This window comes from Nocardiopsis sp. NPDC058789, assembly GCF_042745575.1.
Lineage (GTDB): Bacteria > Actinomycetota > Actinomycetes > Streptosporangiales > Streptosporangiaceae > Nocardiopsis > Nocardiopsis eucommiae.
On sequence record NZ_JBHYOW010000005.1, the window covers coordinates 386964 to 405708 of the forward strand.

The 18745-nt window shown below is 68.2% G+C and carries 13 protein-coding genes; 9 read left to right on the forward strand and 4 right to left on the reverse strand.

The window, feature by feature from the left end:
* Positions 1-57: 57 nt before the first annotated feature.
* The 3 genes from ACFW3L_RS09575 to eccD form a co-directional block, all read right to left on the reverse strand.
* Positions 58-2466 (reverse strand): hypothetical protein, encoded by a 2409-nt coding sequence (locus ACFW3L_RS09575; protein ID WP_378738268.1) that lies wholly within the window; start codon positions 2464-2466, stop codon positions 58-60.
* 35 nt (positions 2467-2501) lie between these two features.
* On the reverse strand, positions 2502-2825 hold the full coding sequence (locus ACFW3L_RS09580; RefSeq protein WP_378738271.1) for a hypothetical protein: 324 nt from the start codon (positions 2823-2825) through the stop codon (positions 2502-2504).
* A gap of 156 nt (positions 2826-2981) precedes the next feature.
* Positions 2982-4322, reverse strand: a complete 1341-nt coding sequence (gene eccD, locus ACFW3L_RS09585) for a type VII secretion integral membrane protein EccD (protein WP_378738273.1) — start codon at positions 4320-4322, stop codon at positions 2982-2984.
* A gap of 272 nt (positions 4323-4594) precedes the next feature.
* On the opposite strand from eccD, the gene eccCa reads away from it, so the two are divergent.
* From eccCa to ACFW3L_RS09625, 8 genes are all read left to right on the forward strand, one after another.
* Positions 4595-8512, forward strand: a complete 3918-nt coding sequence (gene eccCa, locus ACFW3L_RS09590; protein ID WP_378738328.1) for a type VII secretion protein EccCa — start codon at positions 4595-4597, stop codon at positions 8510-8512.
* A gap of 180 nt (positions 8513-8692) precedes the next feature.
* On the forward strand, positions 8693-9034 hold the full coding sequence (locus ACFW3L_RS09595) for a hypothetical protein (protein WP_378738276.1): 342 nt from the start codon (positions 8693-8695) through the stop codon (positions 9032-9034).
* Between the two features lie 21 nt (positions 9035-9055).
* The gene (locus ACFW3L_RS09600) at positions 9056-9352 is read left to right on the forward strand and encodes a hypothetical protein (protein WP_378738278.1); all 297 of its coding nucleotides are present in this window, start codon (positions 9056-9058) and stop codon (positions 9350-9352) included.
* Positions 9353-9362: 10 nt separating this feature from the next.
* Positions 9363-9722, forward strand: a complete 360-nt coding sequence (locus ACFW3L_RS09605) for a hypothetical protein (protein ID WP_378738281.1) — start codon at positions 9363-9365, stop codon at positions 9720-9722.
* A 51-nt stretch (positions 9723-9773) separates the two neighbouring features.
* Positions 9774-11819 (forward strand): serine/threonine protein kinase, encoded by a 2046-nt coding sequence (locus tag ACFW3L_RS09610; RefSeq protein ID WP_378738283.1) that lies wholly within the window; start codon positions 9774-9776, stop codon positions 11817-11819.
* Between the two features lie 120 nt (positions 11820-11939).
* The gene (locus ACFW3L_RS09615) at positions 11940-13046 is read left to right on the forward strand and encodes a hypothetical protein (protein ID WP_378738285.1); all 1107 of its coding nucleotides are present in this window, start codon (positions 11940-11942) and stop codon (positions 13044-13046) included.
* Positions 13047-13131: 85 nt separating this feature from the next.
* The gene (locus ACFW3L_RS09620; RefSeq protein WP_378738287.1) at positions 13132-13566 is read left to right on the forward strand and encodes a hypothetical protein; all 435 of its coding nucleotides are present in this window, start codon (positions 13132-13134) and stop codon (positions 13564-13566) included.
* Positions 13567-13665: 99 nt separating this feature from the next.
* Positions 13666-14598, forward strand: coding sequence for an AEC family transporter (locus ACFW3L_RS09625; protein ID WP_378738289.1), 933 nt, complete (start codon positions 13666-13668; stop codon positions 14596-14598).
* 76 nt (positions 14599-14674) lie between these two features.
* Here the strand turns inward: ACFW3L_RS09625 and ACFW3L_RS09630 are convergent, their stop codons facing one another.
* The gene (locus ACFW3L_RS09630; RefSeq protein WP_378738291.1) at positions 14675-16288 is read right to left on the reverse strand and encodes an OmpA family protein; all 1614 of its coding nucleotides are present in this window, start codon (positions 16286-16288) and stop codon (positions 14675-14677) included.
* Between the two features lie 198 nt (positions 16289-16486).
* Between ACFW3L_RS09630 and ACFW3L_RS09635 the strand changes: the two genes are divergently transcribed.
* Positions 16487-18478 (forward strand): serine hydrolase domain-containing protein, encoded by a 1992-nt coding sequence (locus ACFW3L_RS09635; RefSeq protein ID WP_378738294.1) that lies wholly within the window; start codon positions 16487-16489, stop codon positions 18476-18478.
* Positions 18479-18745: the final 267 nt, after the last annotated feature.

Sequence of the window (18745 nt, forward strand, 5' to 3'; positions counted from 1 at the left end):
CCATAGTCACTTCAAAAAATCTCCGTGGTTTGGCGATCGTGTCGTGGTGGCGTCTCATCAGGTGCGGGCCTCCAGCGCTTGCCTGCCCGCGCTGTTGGCCTGGCTGAAGTCACCGATGACTGACCCGCCCAACTCCCTCTCAGCGCCGTACCACTCGCGATCGCGGAGATCCCCGCGGATGGAGTCGACAGCCTCCTGATAGAGCTCCTCGTCGAAATCCCCTTGCTCGAACCAGAAATTGGGATCGAGATTGATATTTCCGGTTTCGGGATCACGCAGGTATTCGACCTCCTCCCCGAAGACGTGGTCTCCGCTGTTCTCGACCGCCACTGCCGCATGGATTGCGGCGCGATTGTCAGCAGCGATTTGGGAGTAATCAGAACTCGTGTCCCTAGACACATCGACGTGATCTATGGACAGGACCTCCTTGAAGCCCTGCTTCATCACTTCGCTCACGGTACTCACTCCGGGCACGGGGATCTCATTGAAGACGGCCGAAACCATGTCAACCGATCCGTTGCTCACTTGGTTCTTGTAGTCGATAGCACCGTTCGTAGCTTCGACGCGCTTGTCGTGTTCGTTATTGATTGCATCGTCGATGAGCGCGGCGAAGATTCCGGCTTCCCTCGGCTCTGATTCGTCCGGCGGGTACTCCCCGAAGTACGTGGCTGCTGCCTCCTCTGATCTGAAGTAGGAGGCAGCCTCCAAACGGGTCGCAGCTTGTTCGCTCCCAACGATGTACTCGGCGAAGGCCAGTCGCGTCATGGGATCGATCCGGAGATCCCCGTCACCCTTGTACTCGCTGTCCACCTCGTACACGGAGGGGTCTTTCAACCCATCCGGGTCGATACTGAACCCGACGCTGCTCTCCATCGCTTCGATATTATTGAGGAAAAGATCCGCGAAGGAATCGGCGATCTCCGGGTTCAGATGGGTGAAGGACACATTCTCCCACGTGACGTCGTTCTCCTCGTCCTCAATACTGTGCCTCGTCTCACCCAGCCTTTCCTGCATCTCCGGAGTGGTGATGGTCTCCAAAAGGGCGAGGAAGGCTTCGGAACCCAGGTCAACCTCTTCCGGTTCATCGCTTGCCTGGAAGTGATCGATCCAGTCGGTCACCTTGCTGACGGCGCTTCCGTCGTCCGGCCAGTCGCGGGTGTAAATGCTGCTGAGGAAGGACTCCGGGGTGACTCCCTGGTGTCTCTCGTGATGCTCGTACTCGTTCCCATCGAAGTCGTTCCCGGTCAGCATGATGTTGTTGGCCTCAGGGTTGCGAGCAGCCACGTCGATGATGTCCTGGTAGACACTGTCGTCGGGCTCCCGGCCGTAGAAGTCCACGAAGTGGATGTTGCTGGAGGTCGTCGCCAGGAGGCTGGTCGAGAACTCCGTCCCGCCCTTGATCCCTGGGCCGGAGGAACTGAGGTAATCAGCGAGCGTCCCGAAGTCGGACCCCCAGTCGCGATAGTCGTTCAGGAAGTCCTGCGGGTCCGCCCCGTTGATGACGGCCTGGGGATCGAACGGTTCGGGGCCCAGAGCGACCTGTTGGACGTCGTGGGGAAGCAGGTCCATGCCGCCGCCGACGGCCTCGTTGGACAGCGCCAGGGTGCCGTTGGACAGGCTCCGCGTGATCTCCTCACGAAGCGAGTCACTGATGTGCTCACTGGATTCGATCTGGTTCACGAAGCCCAGGAACCCGTCCTCGTCGAGCCCTTCGAGTTCTTCGTGGAGTGTCTCCAGGAAGGCGATCTCGCCGTCGCTGAGCTTCTCCCCATTGCGCTCGGCCGTATTGGCTCGAATCGCGATATTTGAGATCAGCGCGAGAAGCTCCGGATTGTCCTCCAGAGCTTCGAGGCTCCCCCCGTATCCGTTGAGGACGCCGTCCCGGAGATGAATCGCGATCGTCTCAGCCTGGGACTCGTCCACATGGAGGTAGTTCAGGTCCTCGTGGATGTAGTAACCGATCTGACCGTTCTCTCCGAAGTGACCGGCCTCGGCGAGGGTTCGGATATTCTCCGGGGTCGCCCCTCCTTCGAGTTTTCCCTCGGCGTCGGAGAGCTTGGTTTTCAGCGTCGTCAGTGCGGTATCTGCCTCGGTCTGGTAACTGGCCATGATGGTGACGGACTCAGGAGACAGTGTGTCGCCCAGGTTCGTGACATAGGTGTTGTACCTGGTTATGATGTCGTCAATTTTTTCGTCATAGTCCACGACCGCGTCATAGACCTCACTCAGGACACCGAAGGCGAGAAGACAGGCCGACATGGAACTCTGCCATGCGCTCTGGTTCTCGTTCGCCGCCGCACGCAGACTGTCGCCGACCAGGCCGGAGAAATCGAAACCAACCGGCTCCGTGATGAGGTTGTACTCACCCGAACGTCCGCTGATCCTCGAGAAAAGATCATCGAAAGTCTGCCTTGCGGTTTCCACCTTCCCCGAATCGATGTCGCACTCATTTTTCGGCGCACCCATTAATCTACCTCACTAGAAGCCAATACGTAGAAATCTCAGTAAACTTGGGGATCCCCGATTGACCCCTCGTACTCATCGGCCGCCTCCAGGTGTGAGACGGCGACGTCGACCGAACCGGCCTGGATGTTCTCGGCGAGAGTCTCCGCGTGATAGCTCACGTTCCTCATCTGATGGGCGTGCACGCTCTCGAAATGGGACCAGCCGCCCACTCCTGGCTCGTGGTCCACCGCGGACGCAGCCTCTGTGGCCGCGTCGGCGAAATCCTCCGGAAGGTCTTTCAGCCGCGCCGCCGCATAGGCCGACTCCATACCGCCCGCGTTAGCCGACTCGACGTCGACTTCGAGAGATTCCTGAGACATGCTCAGTCCTTCCTTCCTGCTTTGCTGACCCGGGGGTCATTGATTCCAAAGAACACTGGCGGGCGAATAGACCCCGTCGACGGATATTTTCCCAGTCTCATGGCCCCGCGAGCTTCTCCTGTTGAAGTCCAGTGCGGGAACACCGTCGACCCGCGTTCACGCGGCCCCGGTCCGCGCCGCCACGAACTCGAACAGGCCCATCGACCAGGCGAAGACCGGGAACATAGCGATGACGATCAGGATCTCGGTCCAGTTGAGGATGCGGCGCAGTGAGGCCCTCGGTACGTCGTTGAGACGGAGACTGCTCAGAATCCCCAGCGCCATTCCCAGGAGTAGTGCCGCGAGGGGCAGCCAGGGTCCGAGAACCGGATACTGGCCGATCGCGGCGACCCCTGTCGCTCCCACTCCGAGAACACCGGCCAGGCGTAGGGGCAGAACGTGCCGGACGCGGTCGAAGAGGCGGGACCTGAGCAGCATGAGGACGGAGAGCAGCGCGCACAGGAGCAGGTCCGGCAGTCCCTCGGCCAGGTAGGCGAATAGCACCAGCACCACGGCCGCGCTCAGCCCCGCCCCGGTGACGATGCCGAGCAGGAGCCGGTCGCTGGTGGTGTAGGTGTCGTCGAAACGGTCCGTGGGCACCTGCCCCGAGCGACCCACCTCGTAGTCCAGCCCGGACAGCCCGCCCATCACCATCGCGGCCCGGGGAAGCGCCCCCACGCTCAGGGCCAGTACCAGACCCATGGACCGGACACCCTGGACCGGTTCGACGAAGATTCCGACCGTCACCAGAACTGCCGCAGCCAGGGAAAGCACCCCGAGACCGGCGATGTAGGCCAGACCGGTCCTGTGCAGGGACCAGCCGATGACCGCCACCAGCAGCGCGCCGGCCAGCGCGAACGCCGCCAGGACTAGCCAGTTCGCACTGGTCAGCAACCGCCCCGCCAGGAAGGCGGTGGCCGCACCCCAGACACAGGCCGTGGAGAAGAGGATGTGCGCCACCGCTGGAAGCGGCCTGCGAGCGGCGTAGAACATGACGGCCACCGAGAAGACCGTACCCAGTAGGGCGATCGCCAGATGCCCTGCTGACGGGCGCAACCACATCATGAGGGCGAGCATCAGCAGCGGTGCGATGGTCGCCACGATCAGGCCGAAGGTGAGTGTGGAGGTGGGCTTCCAGATCCACGAGCCCTCGTCGACCTCGTCCTCGACCGCTCCCCGGACGTCATCCACGTACTCGGGGCGCTTGGGCGCGCTCTCCCGGTTCAGTACGAGCACGTCGCCGTCGTAGACGCCCGCCTCGTCCAGGGGGTCGTCCGCGTGGACGGGGTCGCCATCGATCGTGGTCAGCGTCCATGCGCCCGGTTCGGTGCTCTCGTCCTCCGTGACGCAGACCTCGATGATCCGAGGCATCAGCGTCGCGACGGGCACCGTCCCGGGCAGGGCTAGGTCAGCCCATTTCTTCGGTCCGGTGACCGTCACCCGGCAGTATCCACTCACACCAAGGGTTCCTTTGTTCTCGACCTGGGGGTTGGAGCGCCCCAGGGGTGGGGCTGTCGTGAATGGGATGATTCACGGTGATCGCGAGATTATCCTTAGGGTAGTCATCCAGGCACCAGCCCCCATAGGTGGACGGAAGAGAGAAAACTGTGCCGACCAGACCGGTGCCCCGGCCAGCCCGCAGCACTCCCCCGTCTCCGGGGGAGAACCCCCTGGTCATGGCGACCCCTCCGCAGATGCCGGAGAACCCTCCCGCGGGCAGCTCCGGTGCGATGATCATCATGCCCATCATCACCGGTTCCGGCTCTCTGCTGATGTCCATCACCATGGGACACCGGCCGATCATGGCGGTCGCCGGCGTGATGATCATGGGGGCCAGCGTCATCATCGGCATCATCATGTTCATGGCCCAGTACAACGGCCCGCGCAAACGCATCCGCGAGCAGCGGGAGCGTTATGTCGACTACCTGGACCAGCTGCGTGAGATCATTCGAGATGTCGCCTCGACACAACGTGTCGACAATGCCTTTCGCCACCCAGATCCGAAATTCCTTATCGAACCCTCACGTTCACGTTTACGAAGGTGGGAACGGCGCCAAAGTGATTCGGATTTTCTGGATCTTCGCGCCGGTTCGGGAATTCGCCCTCTGTCCCGTCGCCTGAAGCTCAAGGTCGACACGTCGAACCCGCTGATCGTCTACGATCCCGTCTGCCAGGGGTCTGCGGAACAACTGATCGACCTGTACGCCGACGTCCCCGAGATGCCGCTCGTCATCCCCCTCAGCCAGCACGGCGTCGTCTCGATCGTGGGCGATCGTGCGGTGGGGCGGGGTCTGGCCCGGGCACTCGTCGCCCAGATGGCGACCTTCCACTCCCCGCATGATCTGCGCGTTGGCGTGGTCCGAGACAATAAGCTGCGCAAGTACTGGGAATGGCTCAAGTGGCTGCCCCACAACACGTTCGAGGACGCGAAGGACGGTCCGCTCCCCGCACGCCTCGTCGCCGGCAACACCATGCAGATGGGCGAGCTGCTCAGCGAGGAGATCGAGTCGCGCACGGTCGATCTTCAGCGGCGTCGAGGGGCCGCCCCCGGCCCGGGTACCCGACGACTCGTGATCGTCCTGGACGGCGAACACCAGTCAACACTCTCCGGTCTCCAGGCCGAGCCACCGGTCAGCTCCCTGGCTGACCTAGGTATCCACGTGATCGCCCTGGTGGGCGACCACCGCGAGGAGCCCGAGTCGGTCGACCTGCGCCTGCGGGTCGACGCGGAGGGCGGCCTCACCGAGGACACTGACGCGGTCCCGCCCGGGGAGTCCGAGCACGTTCCACTGAAGGGCAGGGCTGATCGTTCAAGCGTCGCGCACCTGACCATGCTGTCCCGGGTGCTGGCGCCGTACGGCATCGCCACGGCCGACGAGGACGACGCCATGCACTCAACGGTGGGTCTTCCGGAGATCCTCGGGGTCCCCGACGTCGCGCAGCTGGACACCCGGAAGACGTGGAAGCCCCGCAGCACCGGTGACTACCTCCGGGTGCCCATCGGTGTGGGCCCGCAGGGCAACGTGGTTCTGCTGGACCTGAAGGAGTCGGCGTTCGGCGGCATGGGCCCGCACGGGCTGGTCGTCGGCGCCACCGGTTCGGGAAAGTCCGAGATGCTGCGGACCCTGCTCGCTTCACTGGTGATCAACCACGCACCCCAGCAGCTCGCCCTTCTCCTGGTGGACTTCAAGGGCGGTGCGACCTTCGCCGACACCGACCGGTTGCCGCACAGCGCGGGCCTGATCACCAACCTCGCCGACGACGACTCCCTCGTCCTGCGGTTCCGCGAGGCCACCTTCGGGGAGTTGACCCGGCGCCAGCAGGTACTCAAGGCAGCGGGGAACCTGCCCAACCTGCACGCCTACGAGGAGGCTCGGGCCAAGAACCCGGAATTGGAGCCGCTCCCGCACCTGCTCATCATCATCGACGAGTTCTCCGAGCTGCTCACGGCCCACCCCGACTTCGCTGAGCTGTTCGTGGCGATCGGACGAATCGGCCGTTCCATCGGGGTGCACCTGCTGCTGGCCACCCAACGACTGGACTCGGGCAAGCTCAAGGGCCTGGAGTCCCACCTGTCGTACAGGATCGGTCTGCGGACCTTCTCCGAGGCGGAGAGCCGCGAGGCCATCGGTGTCGGGGACGCGTACCACCTGCCTCCCGAGCCGGGCTCCGGCTACCTGAAGGTGGACACCTCCGTGTTCGAGCGGTTCAAGGCCGCCATGGTCTCCCAGCCGTACGTCCCGCCGGTCAAGGAGGACGAGACCGCGAAGGAGGCTCCCACTCTCCCTCTTCTCTCCTTCAACGGCCTGGACAAGGCGATGGGAACCACCTCCCTCGCGCAGTCCCTGATGGGTTCGCTGGACAGGTCAGGCGGCGGGGAGACGGCCAAGGAAGACCGGAAGTCGGACCGCACCACGCTCCAGGTGACCATCGACCAGATCATCGCCTCGGGGGAGGAACGAGTGCGGCCGGTCTGGTTGCCGCCGCTTCCCGAGGCCCTCACCCTGGACACCGTCCTGGACTACCTGGGCGAGGGAGACGGCCTGGAGGAGGAGGGTGTCCCCCCGGAGCCGTCGGAGACACGGGCCGTTCTCGGTCTCATGGACATCCCGCGCGACCAGAAGATCGTCCCCGCTGAGCTCGACTTCACCGGTGGCGAAGGTAACGTCGTTCTCCTCGGCGGCCCTCAGTCCGGCAAGTCGACCCTGTTCAGGACCATGATCGCGAGTCTGGCCTGGCGCTACCCCCCGGGTCGTGTGGCCGTGTACGCGATCGACTTCGGCGGCGGCGCGCTCCAGGCCATGGAGGAGCTTCCGCATGTGGCCGGTGTGGCGGGCCGGGCCGACCCTGAGCGGGTGCAGCGCATTCTCGCCGACGTCAGGACCCAGCTCGACCGACGGCAGCGGATCTTCCGAAAGCACAAGCTCGACTCGCCTGCGGCCCTGCGCCTGGCCCGGTCCGAAGGCAGAGTCCCCAAAAGCGTCGTGGGGGACCTGTTCCTCATCGTGGACGGCTGGTTCTCCGTCCGGGACACGTTCGACGAGGCCGACGAGATCGTGATGGACATCGCCACCCGCGGTCCCTCACTCGGGGTGCACACCATCCTCAGCGGCGCTGCCAACTCCCAGATCCGCTCGCGCCTCCAGGCCCTCTTCGGAGGCCGTCTCGAACTGCGCCTGAGCGATCCCATGGACTCCGGCATCGGCCGCAGGGTCGCCGACACCATCCCCAAGGACCGGCCGGGACGCGGAATCCAGGCGGAGGAGCGACAGTTCCACGTCGCGCTCCCCCGGGTGGACGGCGTCGCCGACCCCGAAAGCGTCACCGACGGCATCCACGACCTGGTCAAGAAGGTGAAGGAGCGCTGGCCGCAGGAGGCGGTCCAGGGCGTCAAGACCCTCCCGGAGAAGGTCGACCTCGCGACCGTCATCCATGGCCACAAGATGACGGGCAGGCGGAACGAGCTGGTCCTGGGGCTAGCCGAGAGCACCTTGGCGCCCGCACGCACCGACCTGGCGAAGGAACCGCACCTTCTCGTCTTCGGCGACCCGCAGACCGGGAAGAGCGCCTTCCTCCGGGGTCTGGTCAAGCAGATCATCCAGCGTCCGGCCGAGGAGGTCGGAGTGGTCATGGTCGACTTCCGGCGCAGCCACCTGGAGCTCGTCCCCGAGGGGCATCTCCTCTCGTACTGCACGAACGTGGAGCAGACCGCGAACGTCGCCAAACAGTTGGCGGGCTCCCTGCGGGAGCGCCTTCCCGGACCGGACGTGACACCCCGCCAGCTGCGCCAGCGCACCTGGTGGAAGGGACTGGACCTCTACATCGTGGTGGACGACATGGACATGCTCGGTACGCGGAGCAGCCCTCTTGCCCCGTTGGTGCCCTACATCGCGCAGGGTTCCGATCTGGGGCTGCACCTCATCGTGGCCCGGCGCACAGGCGGAGCGGCCCGAGCCATGCACGAGGCGACGTTCCAGGCGATGGGAGACATGGCCACGCCGGGCGTGCTGTTCTCCGGCGACCGCAGGGAAGGGCGTATCGCCAACGGTGTCTTCTCCAGGGAGCTTCCACAAGGACGAGCGCAGTTGGCCCTGCGCGGCCGCCGCCCTGAACTGCTCCAGACCGGTTGGAGTGAGCCCCCGGGGTGATGACCGAGTGATCTGGCCACATTCGGCCACTGTGAAGGCGGACACCGAGAAATCAACTACCGAAGGCAACAAGGCGAGCTCGTTGACCCTCTCACTGAGGGTTGACTATCGTCCTCACCGAGGCAATCATCCGCTGACGGCCACACTCATTACCTCGCCTTTTTAACGGAAAGGGAACGCATGAGCAACAATCAGCTCAATCTCCAGGAGTCCAGTGCGCTCGGAGAAAACAGCCAGGCGACGATGGAGCAGTCCGACACCATGAGGCAGGAGGTACAGATCCTCATCTCCGAGATCGAGGAGCTCTCCAAGGCCCTCGAAGGACCCGCCGGGGACAAGCTCAAGGAAGGTGTGGGCGGTCTGGCCGCGTGCTTCAACGACCTGATGAACTGGTGCGTGCGGAACGGCATGAACATGGCGGACGCCCACTCGATTCTCGGACAGACGGAAATGGACGCTGTCGATCTGTACGGCAAGGAGGCCAGCAACCTCGACGGCCTTACCCGCAGCGTGAACGCCTGACCGACCCGGAAGAGGAAAAACATGGCTAACGACTCGCATTACAGCAACACCGGATCTATGCAGGACGTCTCGGCTGACCTGAGCAATATCCGGGACCGGTTCGACGGGATCATGGACGCCCTCGAATCAACGGCCATGAGCACGTTCGGTGTGTGGGACGGCGCGGGCGAACAGCCCGCCCGGTCCAACAACGAGGAGTTCAACACGGAGTTCGGCACGGTCCAGGCGGCCTTCGAGGCGCTCATCAGCACGAACGACGAGGTCACCCTACAGATGACCAACATGCACAGCCGTCTCAACAAGACGTTCGAGATGTAAAGTCACCCCGATGTCCACCGCAGCTCCCTCTCCATCTCCCCCGGCCGACCCCGACCCACAGTTGCCCGAGGCGTTCCACTACACCCCCGACGAGGAGAAGTACGTCCTCCAAGCGGACGCCCTGCGGCACCGGCAGCTGCGGTCGGCGCTCCTGTACGGCTCCAGTCGTTACTGGCGCCGTCGACAACGGGTGTGGCCGGCGGTGATCGGCGGAGTCATCCTCATCGCCCTGGTGTGCGGGGTCATCGCCCTCATCGGTGCCTTCGGTCGGCAGCAGGAACTCAACGAGGAACGCGGGATCGGGCAGTTCCGACAACCTCCGCCCCAGGGTGCCGTTGTCGGGGCGCCCCTGCTGCCGGACCTCTCCTGACGCCCTGACCCTGCCTTGCATCTCCCACCACGAACAGGGGGTCGATCTCCCATGTCCGACTCCGCACACGTCCCGGCGTGGGCTCCCGGGTACGACACGTCCGATCTGCTGCGGCGGGGACGCCGTGCCCGGATCGTGCGCGCCACCCGCACCACCAGCGGGTCCGACGTCGTGCTCAAGGTACTGTCCGCGGAGGCGGGGCGTGCCGAGCTCGACCAGCTGCGGCAACTCAGCGGGGTTCCCGGGGTCGTCCCCCTCCTGGACGCCGGGTCCACCGCCGAGGGCGACATGTTCGTGGTGTTGCCGTTCTACACCGACGGTTCCTTCGCCGACATGCTCTCCAGGATGGGCCCGGCGCCCGTCCAGGAGGCGGCGGCGGTCACCCGCAGTGTCGCGGGCGCGCTGGGAGCCGTGCACGCCCGGGGGCTGACGCACAACGACGTCACCCCGGGCAACGTCCTGCGCGCGGGTCGTACCCCGGTGCTGACCGGGTTCGGCGCGGTGTGCCCGGCGGGCGAGGCCGTGCCCCCGCCCGCCTCGTCAACGGAGACCTTCCTGCATTCGCCGCCGGAGGCGCTGCGCGGGGAACCACGCGGCCCCGCCTCGGACGTCTACCAGCTCGCGTCCACCGTCTGGACGATGCTGGTCGGCCACGCCCCCTTCGCCTCGACCGACGGTGCGCCCTTCGACCCGCACGCCTACGCGGAGCGGGTGTTCAACGAGGCCCCGCGACCGGTCCCCCGTCAGGACGTGTCTCGGAAGCTGCGCGGGGTCTTGAACCGGGCTCTGGCCAAGCAGCCCGACGAGCGGTACCCCAACGCGGCCGCGTTCAGCGCCGCCTTCGAGCAGGCGCGGACTTCGCGTCCCGCGACGACGATCTCCGCGACGGGCGGCAACGCGTCACTGACCGGCACCCAAAGGCCGGAGGCCTGGCCGCAGCAGCCGCGCACCGGGCCTCAGAGGCCCCAGACGGGTCCCCAGCGGCCGCCCACGGGACCGCAAGGCTCCCAGCAGCCGCGTGACGTCGCCGGACCCCAGAGCACTCCTTCGGGACCACAGCACACGATGAGCGGCCCACAGCAGCTGAATACCGGCCCGCAGGCACCGCACCCTCCAGCGGCCCCGACCCCGGACCCAGCCCCGCCCGTCCAGCGTTCCGACTCGTGGTTCCCACCCGAGTCGCCCGCAGATCCGCAACTCCGTCTGGAGAGCGCGGGGCGCCTCCGGCCCCCGAAGCGGGAGCTGCCCACTCCGGAGGAACGCGAGCGGCACGGCGCCGTGCCCGACGAGGTTCCCAACAGCACGGCGGACATCATGATGGCGCGGCTGCGGGGCGAGGAGATCTCTCCCCTGCGCGCCTGGTCCCGGTTGGAGGGGTGGACCGGTGACGCCGAGTCCTCCTACCTCCCCACCGAAGAGCCCGCAGGGGGCGGTTCCTCGGATCCGGAGTGGGCACCGCTCAACACTTCCGAACCGAACCAGCCCCGATGGCGCCGCCACCTGCACATCGGGGTGACGGTCTGCGGCATCCTCCTCGTCACCGCGACCTCCGGCGTGTTCGCGGCGACGAACACCTCCGAACCCGTCGCCGTCGCCGCTGAGAAGGAGGCCACGCCAGAGGCCGCTGAGGCCGTTCCCGAGCCTGTGGCGGCTCCCTCATCCCTCCCCGAGGTCGAGGCGCCTTCCGGGGTCTCCCTGGAGGACACGCTCAGCACGGTCACACTCACGTGGGGGGACCACACCGGCGGCACAGGTTCGTACTTCGTATTGGGCGGTCGGCAGGGGCACGATCCGATGACCCTGGCCAGAACCAGCCCTGGAGCGACCACGGCCCAGGTCGCCACCCAGGACCCCACCGCCGAGTACTGCTTCACCGTGGTGGCCGTCGACGGCGGTTCCGGGGCGGCCGACGAGGTGTGCACGACCCGCGCGGCGGAGCGAGCCGCCGAGGCGGAACGCCTGGCCGAGGAAGAGGCCGCTGCCGAGGCGGAGGAAGAAGAGGAAGAGGAAGACGATCTGTCGCCTTCTCCCTCGCCGTCACCCAACTCTGAACTGGTCAGAGAACCCTCTCCCTCAGCGGTTGGTGACGGCGAATAGGCGGCCTCTCTCCCCCCGTGCCCCTCGGATAACGTGAGGTTCGGGGAGAACCGTGACGTGTCGCCGGGGATCCCACACCCTGGAACACCCGCTCCTCCTTCGTCCCCCGAAAGGCGATCCATGCGGCGTTCACTCGCCTTGGCCTCCGCTGTGTGCCTCCTCGCCGTGACCGCGTGCGAGTCCTCCTCCGGGTCGTCCTCGGACGACGCTCCGGAGACGGTCGAGGAGCTCACCGAGGGCGGCCTGGTGGGTCTGGCCCTGGTGCACCGGGGGTTCGAGGGCGGTGACCCGGAGACCGAGCAGGTCCTGGTCTTCCACGACCCCGCGACCGGGGCGCCCCTCCAGCGGATCGACCTCCCCGACGGGGCCGTCGACCCGATGGCGCCCGCGGTCCCGGTGCACAAGAGGTTCTCGGAGGACTGGCAGTACTTCGCCTTCGTCACCAACGAGCCCAACGCCGTGCACCTGGCGGGTCTGAGCGACCCCGAGGACGCCGAGGAGGAGGGCGAGGAGTTCTCGTACCAGCCGGTCGAGACCATCCAGGCCTCGGGGGACGAGAAGCTCTCGGACCCGGTGATCCACGGGGAGCGGCTCTGGTACGTCTCCGCGCAGGGCCAGGGGCAGCCGCCGCAGGTCAAGTCGGTACCGCTGGAGGCGCCCGCGGGCACCCCCAACCAGGAGGGCAGTCTGGCCCTCGGGGAGGGGCAACGGCCCAGCGACTGGACGATCACTCCGGACGGTTCCCTGCACATCCGCAACAGCGTCCCCACCCAGCAGGTCACCGGGGGCGAGGGCAACCTCGTGGTGCGATCGACCAACGGCACCGTCGTGAACGCGACCCTCACCACCGGGGGCGAGCAGTGGCAGACCTTCGACGACGCGCCGGTCTGGGGCGGTGAGCAGGCCCTGCTCCGCCCGGACGGCGGCGGTGAGGGGGTCACGGGCGCTCACCTGCTCACGGTCGAGGGCCAGAGCTACGGCACGACCCCTCTGCTGGAGGACGCCTCCAGCCCGGTCGTGCAGTACACGCTGGCGCCCGAGCGGGACGCGATCCTGCTCCAGACCGAGGAGGCGTGGTTCCGGGTGGACCTGGAGGAGGGGGCGGTGACGGAGACCGAGGAGACGTTCCCGCGCTACCACGACACCTCCATGGACGGCTGGCCCCTGGTGGTGCGATGGTCCCAGGAGCCGCCGCCGGACGCCCCCTCGGAAAGCCCCACCGCCTGACACACCCGCGAGGTGCTCCTCATCGCGTTCGTGGAGAACCCCCTATAGCGTGAAATCCCGCGACCCCAGGGAGAGGACACCTCGGATGCCCAGGAAACGGAACCAGCGCGGCACCATGGCCGCGCTGACCTCGCTGCTCGACAACACCCGCGCCGTGGCCGGGTCCGCCACGGCCTTCGGCTCCCCGGTGAGTTCGGGAGCGACCACAGTGGTCCCCGTCGCCAGGGTCAGCACCCTGAGCACCATGGGCGGCGGCACCGGCAACCTCCCGTTCTTCGGCGGGGACGGCGCCGGGGGCATCGGCCTCACCCGGGTCCGTCCCTCGGGCTACCTGGTGGTGGGCCCCGACGGCGCGAACTACCGGCCCATCCGGCAGCCGGCCACCGCGCTGGCCCTCCCCCTGGCGGTGATCACCGCCGTCGCGGTCACCCGCATCGTCTCGGTGTCGGTCCGGGAGGCCCGCCGCCGCAGGACGGTGGACGCCCTCCAGGCCCGGCAGGAGTGCGACCCGGAGCACTGATCGGTCACTTTCCGTGGTGTGACGTGGGCCGTTTCGCTTTGTGACGGACTCCGTTAGCCTCGGCGGGTCGCGGCCGCACGGTTGTTCGGAGGGCGCTCCTTGTCCGGGGTCATCGTCGGGTTCGGGGTCATCGCCAGCATTGTCGTCATCGGCTACATGCTCGGGCGCATACCCCTGCTCGGTCCGGGGGCCAGAGAGGTCCTCAGCAAGCTGGCGTTCTTCGTCGCCAGTCCCGCTCTGTTGTTCACGATCCTCGCCCGGACGGACCTGTCCATCCTGGTCTCGGGGCCGGTCCTCGTGAGCGTGCTGGCCGTGGTCATCGCGGCGCTCGCCTTCCTCGTGGTGGGCGTGGTCCGCCGCTGGGGCGTCGGCCGCACCACCGTCGGCGTGCTGGGCTCCTCGTACGTGAACGCGGGCAACCTGGGCATCCCGATCTCGGTGTACGTCCTCGGGGACGCCTCCCTGGTCGCCCCGATCCTGCTGTTCCAGCTGCTGGTGCTGGCCCCCGTCTCCCTGACCGTCCTGGACCTGGCCAACGGCACCGCGCGCGGGTTCTGGCCGGTCCTCCGGCGCTCCCTGGGCACCCCCGTGCGCAACCCGGTGGTGATCGCCTCCATCGCCGGGGTCGCACTCTCCGCCTCCGGCTGGGTCCCGCCCGCTCCCCTGATGGAACCGTTCGAGCTGATCGGCGGCATGGCCGTCCCGGCGATGCTCCTGGCCTTCGGGATCTCCCTGCACGGCAGCTCCCTGCCGGGTCGCGCCGGACCGGACCAGGTCCCGATCCTGTTGGCGGTGCTCCTGAAGTCGGTGGGGCTGCCGGTGATCGCCTGGGCGCTGGGGTCCCTGGTGTTCGGCCTGGACGGCGCCGCCCTGTTCTCCGTGGTGGTCCTCGCGGCCCTGCCGACGGCGCAGAACGTGTTCAACTACGCCACCCTGTACCGGACCGGCGAGACCCTCACGCGCGAGGTGATCCTGCTGACCACCTTCCTCACGGTGCCGGTGCTGTTCGCCATCACCTTCCTGCTGGGCTGACCGCCGGGGCCACGGGCGGTCGGGGGTGGTCCCCGGTCATCGGGGGTGGTCCCCGGTCATCGGGGGTGGTCCCCGGTCACGTGAAGGGGACGTCCTCGATCTCACCGAAGGGGCCCGCACGCAGGGTCAGCGTCTCCACGCTCGCGGGCGGGGCCGCGAAGACCGCGATGAGCTGGTACGCGTTGTCCGGCTGCATCTCGTGGACCTCCTCCGCGAAGCCCGAGAAGCTCTGTCCGCCGAAGTTCAGCAGGGTCACGTAGCGGACCAGGTCGGTGCCGGGCTCCAGGAGCTGGAAGCCGCCGAGCGCCCCCTGGCTGAACTCGGTCGGGCCGCCCGGGGAGGCCGCGTCCTCGCCGCCCATGTCGGGCGAGGCCGGTGCGTCGCCGGTGTTGGTGAGCGTCACCGTGCTGATCACGTAGGCGCCGTCGCGGCGCAGCGGATGCACGTCCAGCCGGATGTCGCCGTCGGTGACGGTGTCCACGACCTCGGCGGTGTCGTCCTCGACGAACGGGGCGGGCGGGTACACGTGCCGCTCGCTGGAGCCGAGACCGCCCTCCTCGGCGTCGCCGCCGGAGGCCCCGTTCCGGTCCACGCGGTACGAGAACTCCACCCGACGGTTGCGCTCCTCGGCCTCCTCGGTGTCGGATCCGCCCTCCTCGGCCACGGGTTCGGCGGCGCCCCGCCCCTCCACGGTGAGGGTGAGGTCCTCCTCCAGTTCCTCCTCCAGCACGTCGCGGACGGTCGCGGCGCGCTCCTCCGAGAGGGTCTGGTTGTAGTCGTCGGTGCCCTTGCCGTCGGTGTGGCCGATCACGGTCACCTCGGGGTCGTCCGGGTCGATGTTGCGCTCCAGGGACGCGGCGGCCTCGCGGACGATCCCCTCGGCCTCGGAGGTGAGTGCGGCGGAGTCGAAGTCGAACATGACGTCGGCCTTCAGGGCGACCGTCTCCGTGTCGCCGTCGCGGGTGGTGGAGGAGACGTCGGAGTCGACGAAGCTCTCCATCTCACCGATCCACTCCTCCCAGCCGGGCGCGGGGCGCTCGTTCTCGAACGCGACCGTCTCGCCCGCCTCGGGGCCGGTCCGGGTGGTCATGCCCGCGCCGTCGGGGTCCACGGGGTCGGCCTGTTCCTCGTCCACGTCCACGACGGGGACGCCGGTCATCGCGCCGAGTCCGCTGCCGACGTGGGTGACCTGCTCGACCTCGTCGGGCAGGCGGGGGAAGTAGGCCCGGTACTGGTTGGTGGCGCCCACCCCGACCGGGAAGACCCCGTCGTCGGGGGGCACGGATCCGTAGGGGTAGCCGTCCGCGTCGGTGAGTTCGGCGTAGGCGCGTCCGCTGACCGGGTCGACCAGGGTGGCGGGCATCGCCAGGTTGCTGACGATGCCCTGGAAGTGGTCGACGTAGGTCTCTTCGTAGTGGAGGACGGTGTACTCGTCGGTGCGCTCCAGACCGGTGATCGAGAAGCGCAGGGTGGAGTCCTGGCCGGTGTCCTGGAAGATCGTGCCCTCACGGGTGTAGGGGAAGTCGGGGTCGACCTCGGGACTCTCCTCCTCGGGCTCGATGACCTCGGTGAGGGGTTCGGGTTCGTCGCCGGACCGGAGGTCACGGACGACGCCGCAGCCGGTCAGGGCCAGTGCGACGGCGGCGGTCAGCGCGGTCGCGGTCAGTACGCGGGTCCGTCGTGTGGGCATGGGGGGTGCTCCTCGGCTCGATTCTCCAACACTCTCTAGGACTCGACCAACGCTGTGTTGGTTTTTGCCGGTTCGGGGTTTCTTCCGGGGCGTACTACAGCTGGCCGTACCCGGAGGAGGGTCGTGGGCTCCAGTGCCTCCGAGGGGCCGGATTCCTAGCGTGGGGAGTGACATCGGAACACCTCTTGGAGTCACCAGTTGCCCGCGCCATCCCTGCCCTCCCTCCGCCTCCTCACCGCCCCTCTCGGCCTCGCCCTGGCGGCCGCCCTGGTCCTTCCGGCCGCCGCGAGCGCCGCGCCCGTGGCTCCCCCACCTCCCTCTCCCGGACTCACCGAGGAGACCGCACGGGAGTTCGTCGACCAACGCGTCCCCGAGCTGCTGGCCGAACACGGCGCCCCCGGCGTGGTGGTGTCTGTCGTCGGGGACGGCGCTCCGCTGGCCTCCGCCGCGCACGGGGAGGCCGACCTCGCCACCGGTACGCCGCTGGACCCGGAGGCCCACGGGCTCCCCACCGCGTCCGTCGCCAAGTCCTTCACCGCCCTGGCCGTCCTCCAGCTGGTCGAGCGCGGCGAGGTGGACCTGGACGAGGACGTCAACACCTACCTGCCCGAGGACCTCCGGGTCCCGGACACCCACGAGGGACGGCCCGTCACCCTCCACCACCTGCTCACCCACAGCGCCGGGTTCGACGAGCGCACCGAGATGGACGACCCCGACGACCCGGCGGGCCAGCGCGGCCTGGAGGAGTTCCTGCGGGACAACACCCCCGAGCGGCTGTTCCCGCCCGGCCGGTTCACGGCCTACTCCAACTACGGGACCGGGCTGGCCGGGTTCGTGGTCCAGGAGGTGAGCGGGGTGCCGTTCGAGGAGTACGTGGAGCGGAACGTGTTCGCCCCGCTGGGTATGGACGGCAGCCGGTTCCGGCAGCTCCACGAGGAGGACGGCCTCGTCACCGCCCACCGGTCGGACGGCTCCCCGGTTCCCTACCCCCACATCCCGCTGCCCCCGGCCGGTGCCGCCGTGACCACGGGCGACGACATGGCCCGGTTCATGCTGGCGCTGCTCGGCGGAGGCGAGCTGGACGGAGAACGCGTGCTCGGCACGGAGTGGGCCGAGGCCATGCTCGACCGGCGGTTCGAGGTCCACCCGGAGGCCACCGCGATGGGCTACGGGACGTACGAGTTCCGGACCGGTCCGTCCCGGGCCGTGGGCCACGGCGGCGACCTCGACGGCCTCCACACCGGCTACGTGCTCGTGCCCGGGATCGACGCCGGGGTGTTCGTGGCCGTCAACGGGGACGACTCCGGTCCCGACGCGGGCGCCGACCCCCTCCGGGACCTGCGCTTCACCGTGCTGAACGCCTTCGTCGACACCTTCGCCCCGGACGGGGAGACGGACGGGACGGTCGCCGAGGGTTCAGGCGGGACGGGCACCGTGGGCCCGGACGCGGCGCGTACGGAAGGCGCGGACGAAGCGGACACCGAGAGCACGGACGCGACCGAGGCGGGCGCGTACACCGGCTCCTACGTCACCACCCGGCGCCCCGGCTCGGGGAGCGGGCGGATCGTCACGCTGTTCGACAACGTCACCGTGCGGGACGCGGGCGACGGAGCCCTGAGCGTGCGCGGCGGCCTGGTGCCGGACGACCGCTGGGTCCCGGTGGGCCACGACGTGTTCGAGGCCGGGGAGAGCGGCGACCGGCTGGCGTTCGTCATGGAGGACGGCGAGGCCGTCGCCGTGTACCTGGACGCCAACCCCACCAGCGGCTACGACCGCGTCCCGGCGTGGGGGTCCCCCGCCGCGCACCTGGCGACGGTCGCCGTCTCCCTGCTGCTCCTGATCGGCGGGGCCGTCCGTCTCCGCCGCCCGGGAGGAGCGGCCCGGACCGCCGCCGCGGTGTCGTCCGGGCTGACCGCCCTGGCGTGCCTGACCGGGGTGGGGCTGGTCGTCTACGCGGTGCTGGACCTCAACCGGCTCCAGGAGTGGCTGCTCGACGGCTCGGCGGCGCTCTCCCTCCCGTTGGGCCTCGCGGTCCCGCTCGCCCTGGTCACCGCCGGGTTCGCGGTCGCCGCCTGGGTGCGCGGATGGTGGGGGCCGGTCCGCCGGGTCCACTACTCGCTGCTCCCGGTGGCCGCCCTGGCCGTCGTCGCCGTGGGCGCCCAGTACGGTCTGGTCTGGCCGTTCGCCTGACCGACGCCGCGTGCCCCCCATGTGCTCCGGAAAAAGCGGGGGTCAAGGGTTGGTCACGCCCCCGTTGCGGGAACACCTCTGAGTAGGACCCGCCCCCACCCCCTTGGGGGCGGGTCCGTCCACACATGAGGGCCGGGGGGGGGGGGGGGGGGGCCCCCCCCCCCCCCCCCCCCCCCCCAAAAAAAACCCCCCCCCCCCCCCCCCCCCCCCCCGGGGGCGCCCCCGCGGGCGCCCCCCGCGGCGCCCCCAGGGGAGCCCCGCAGAGGT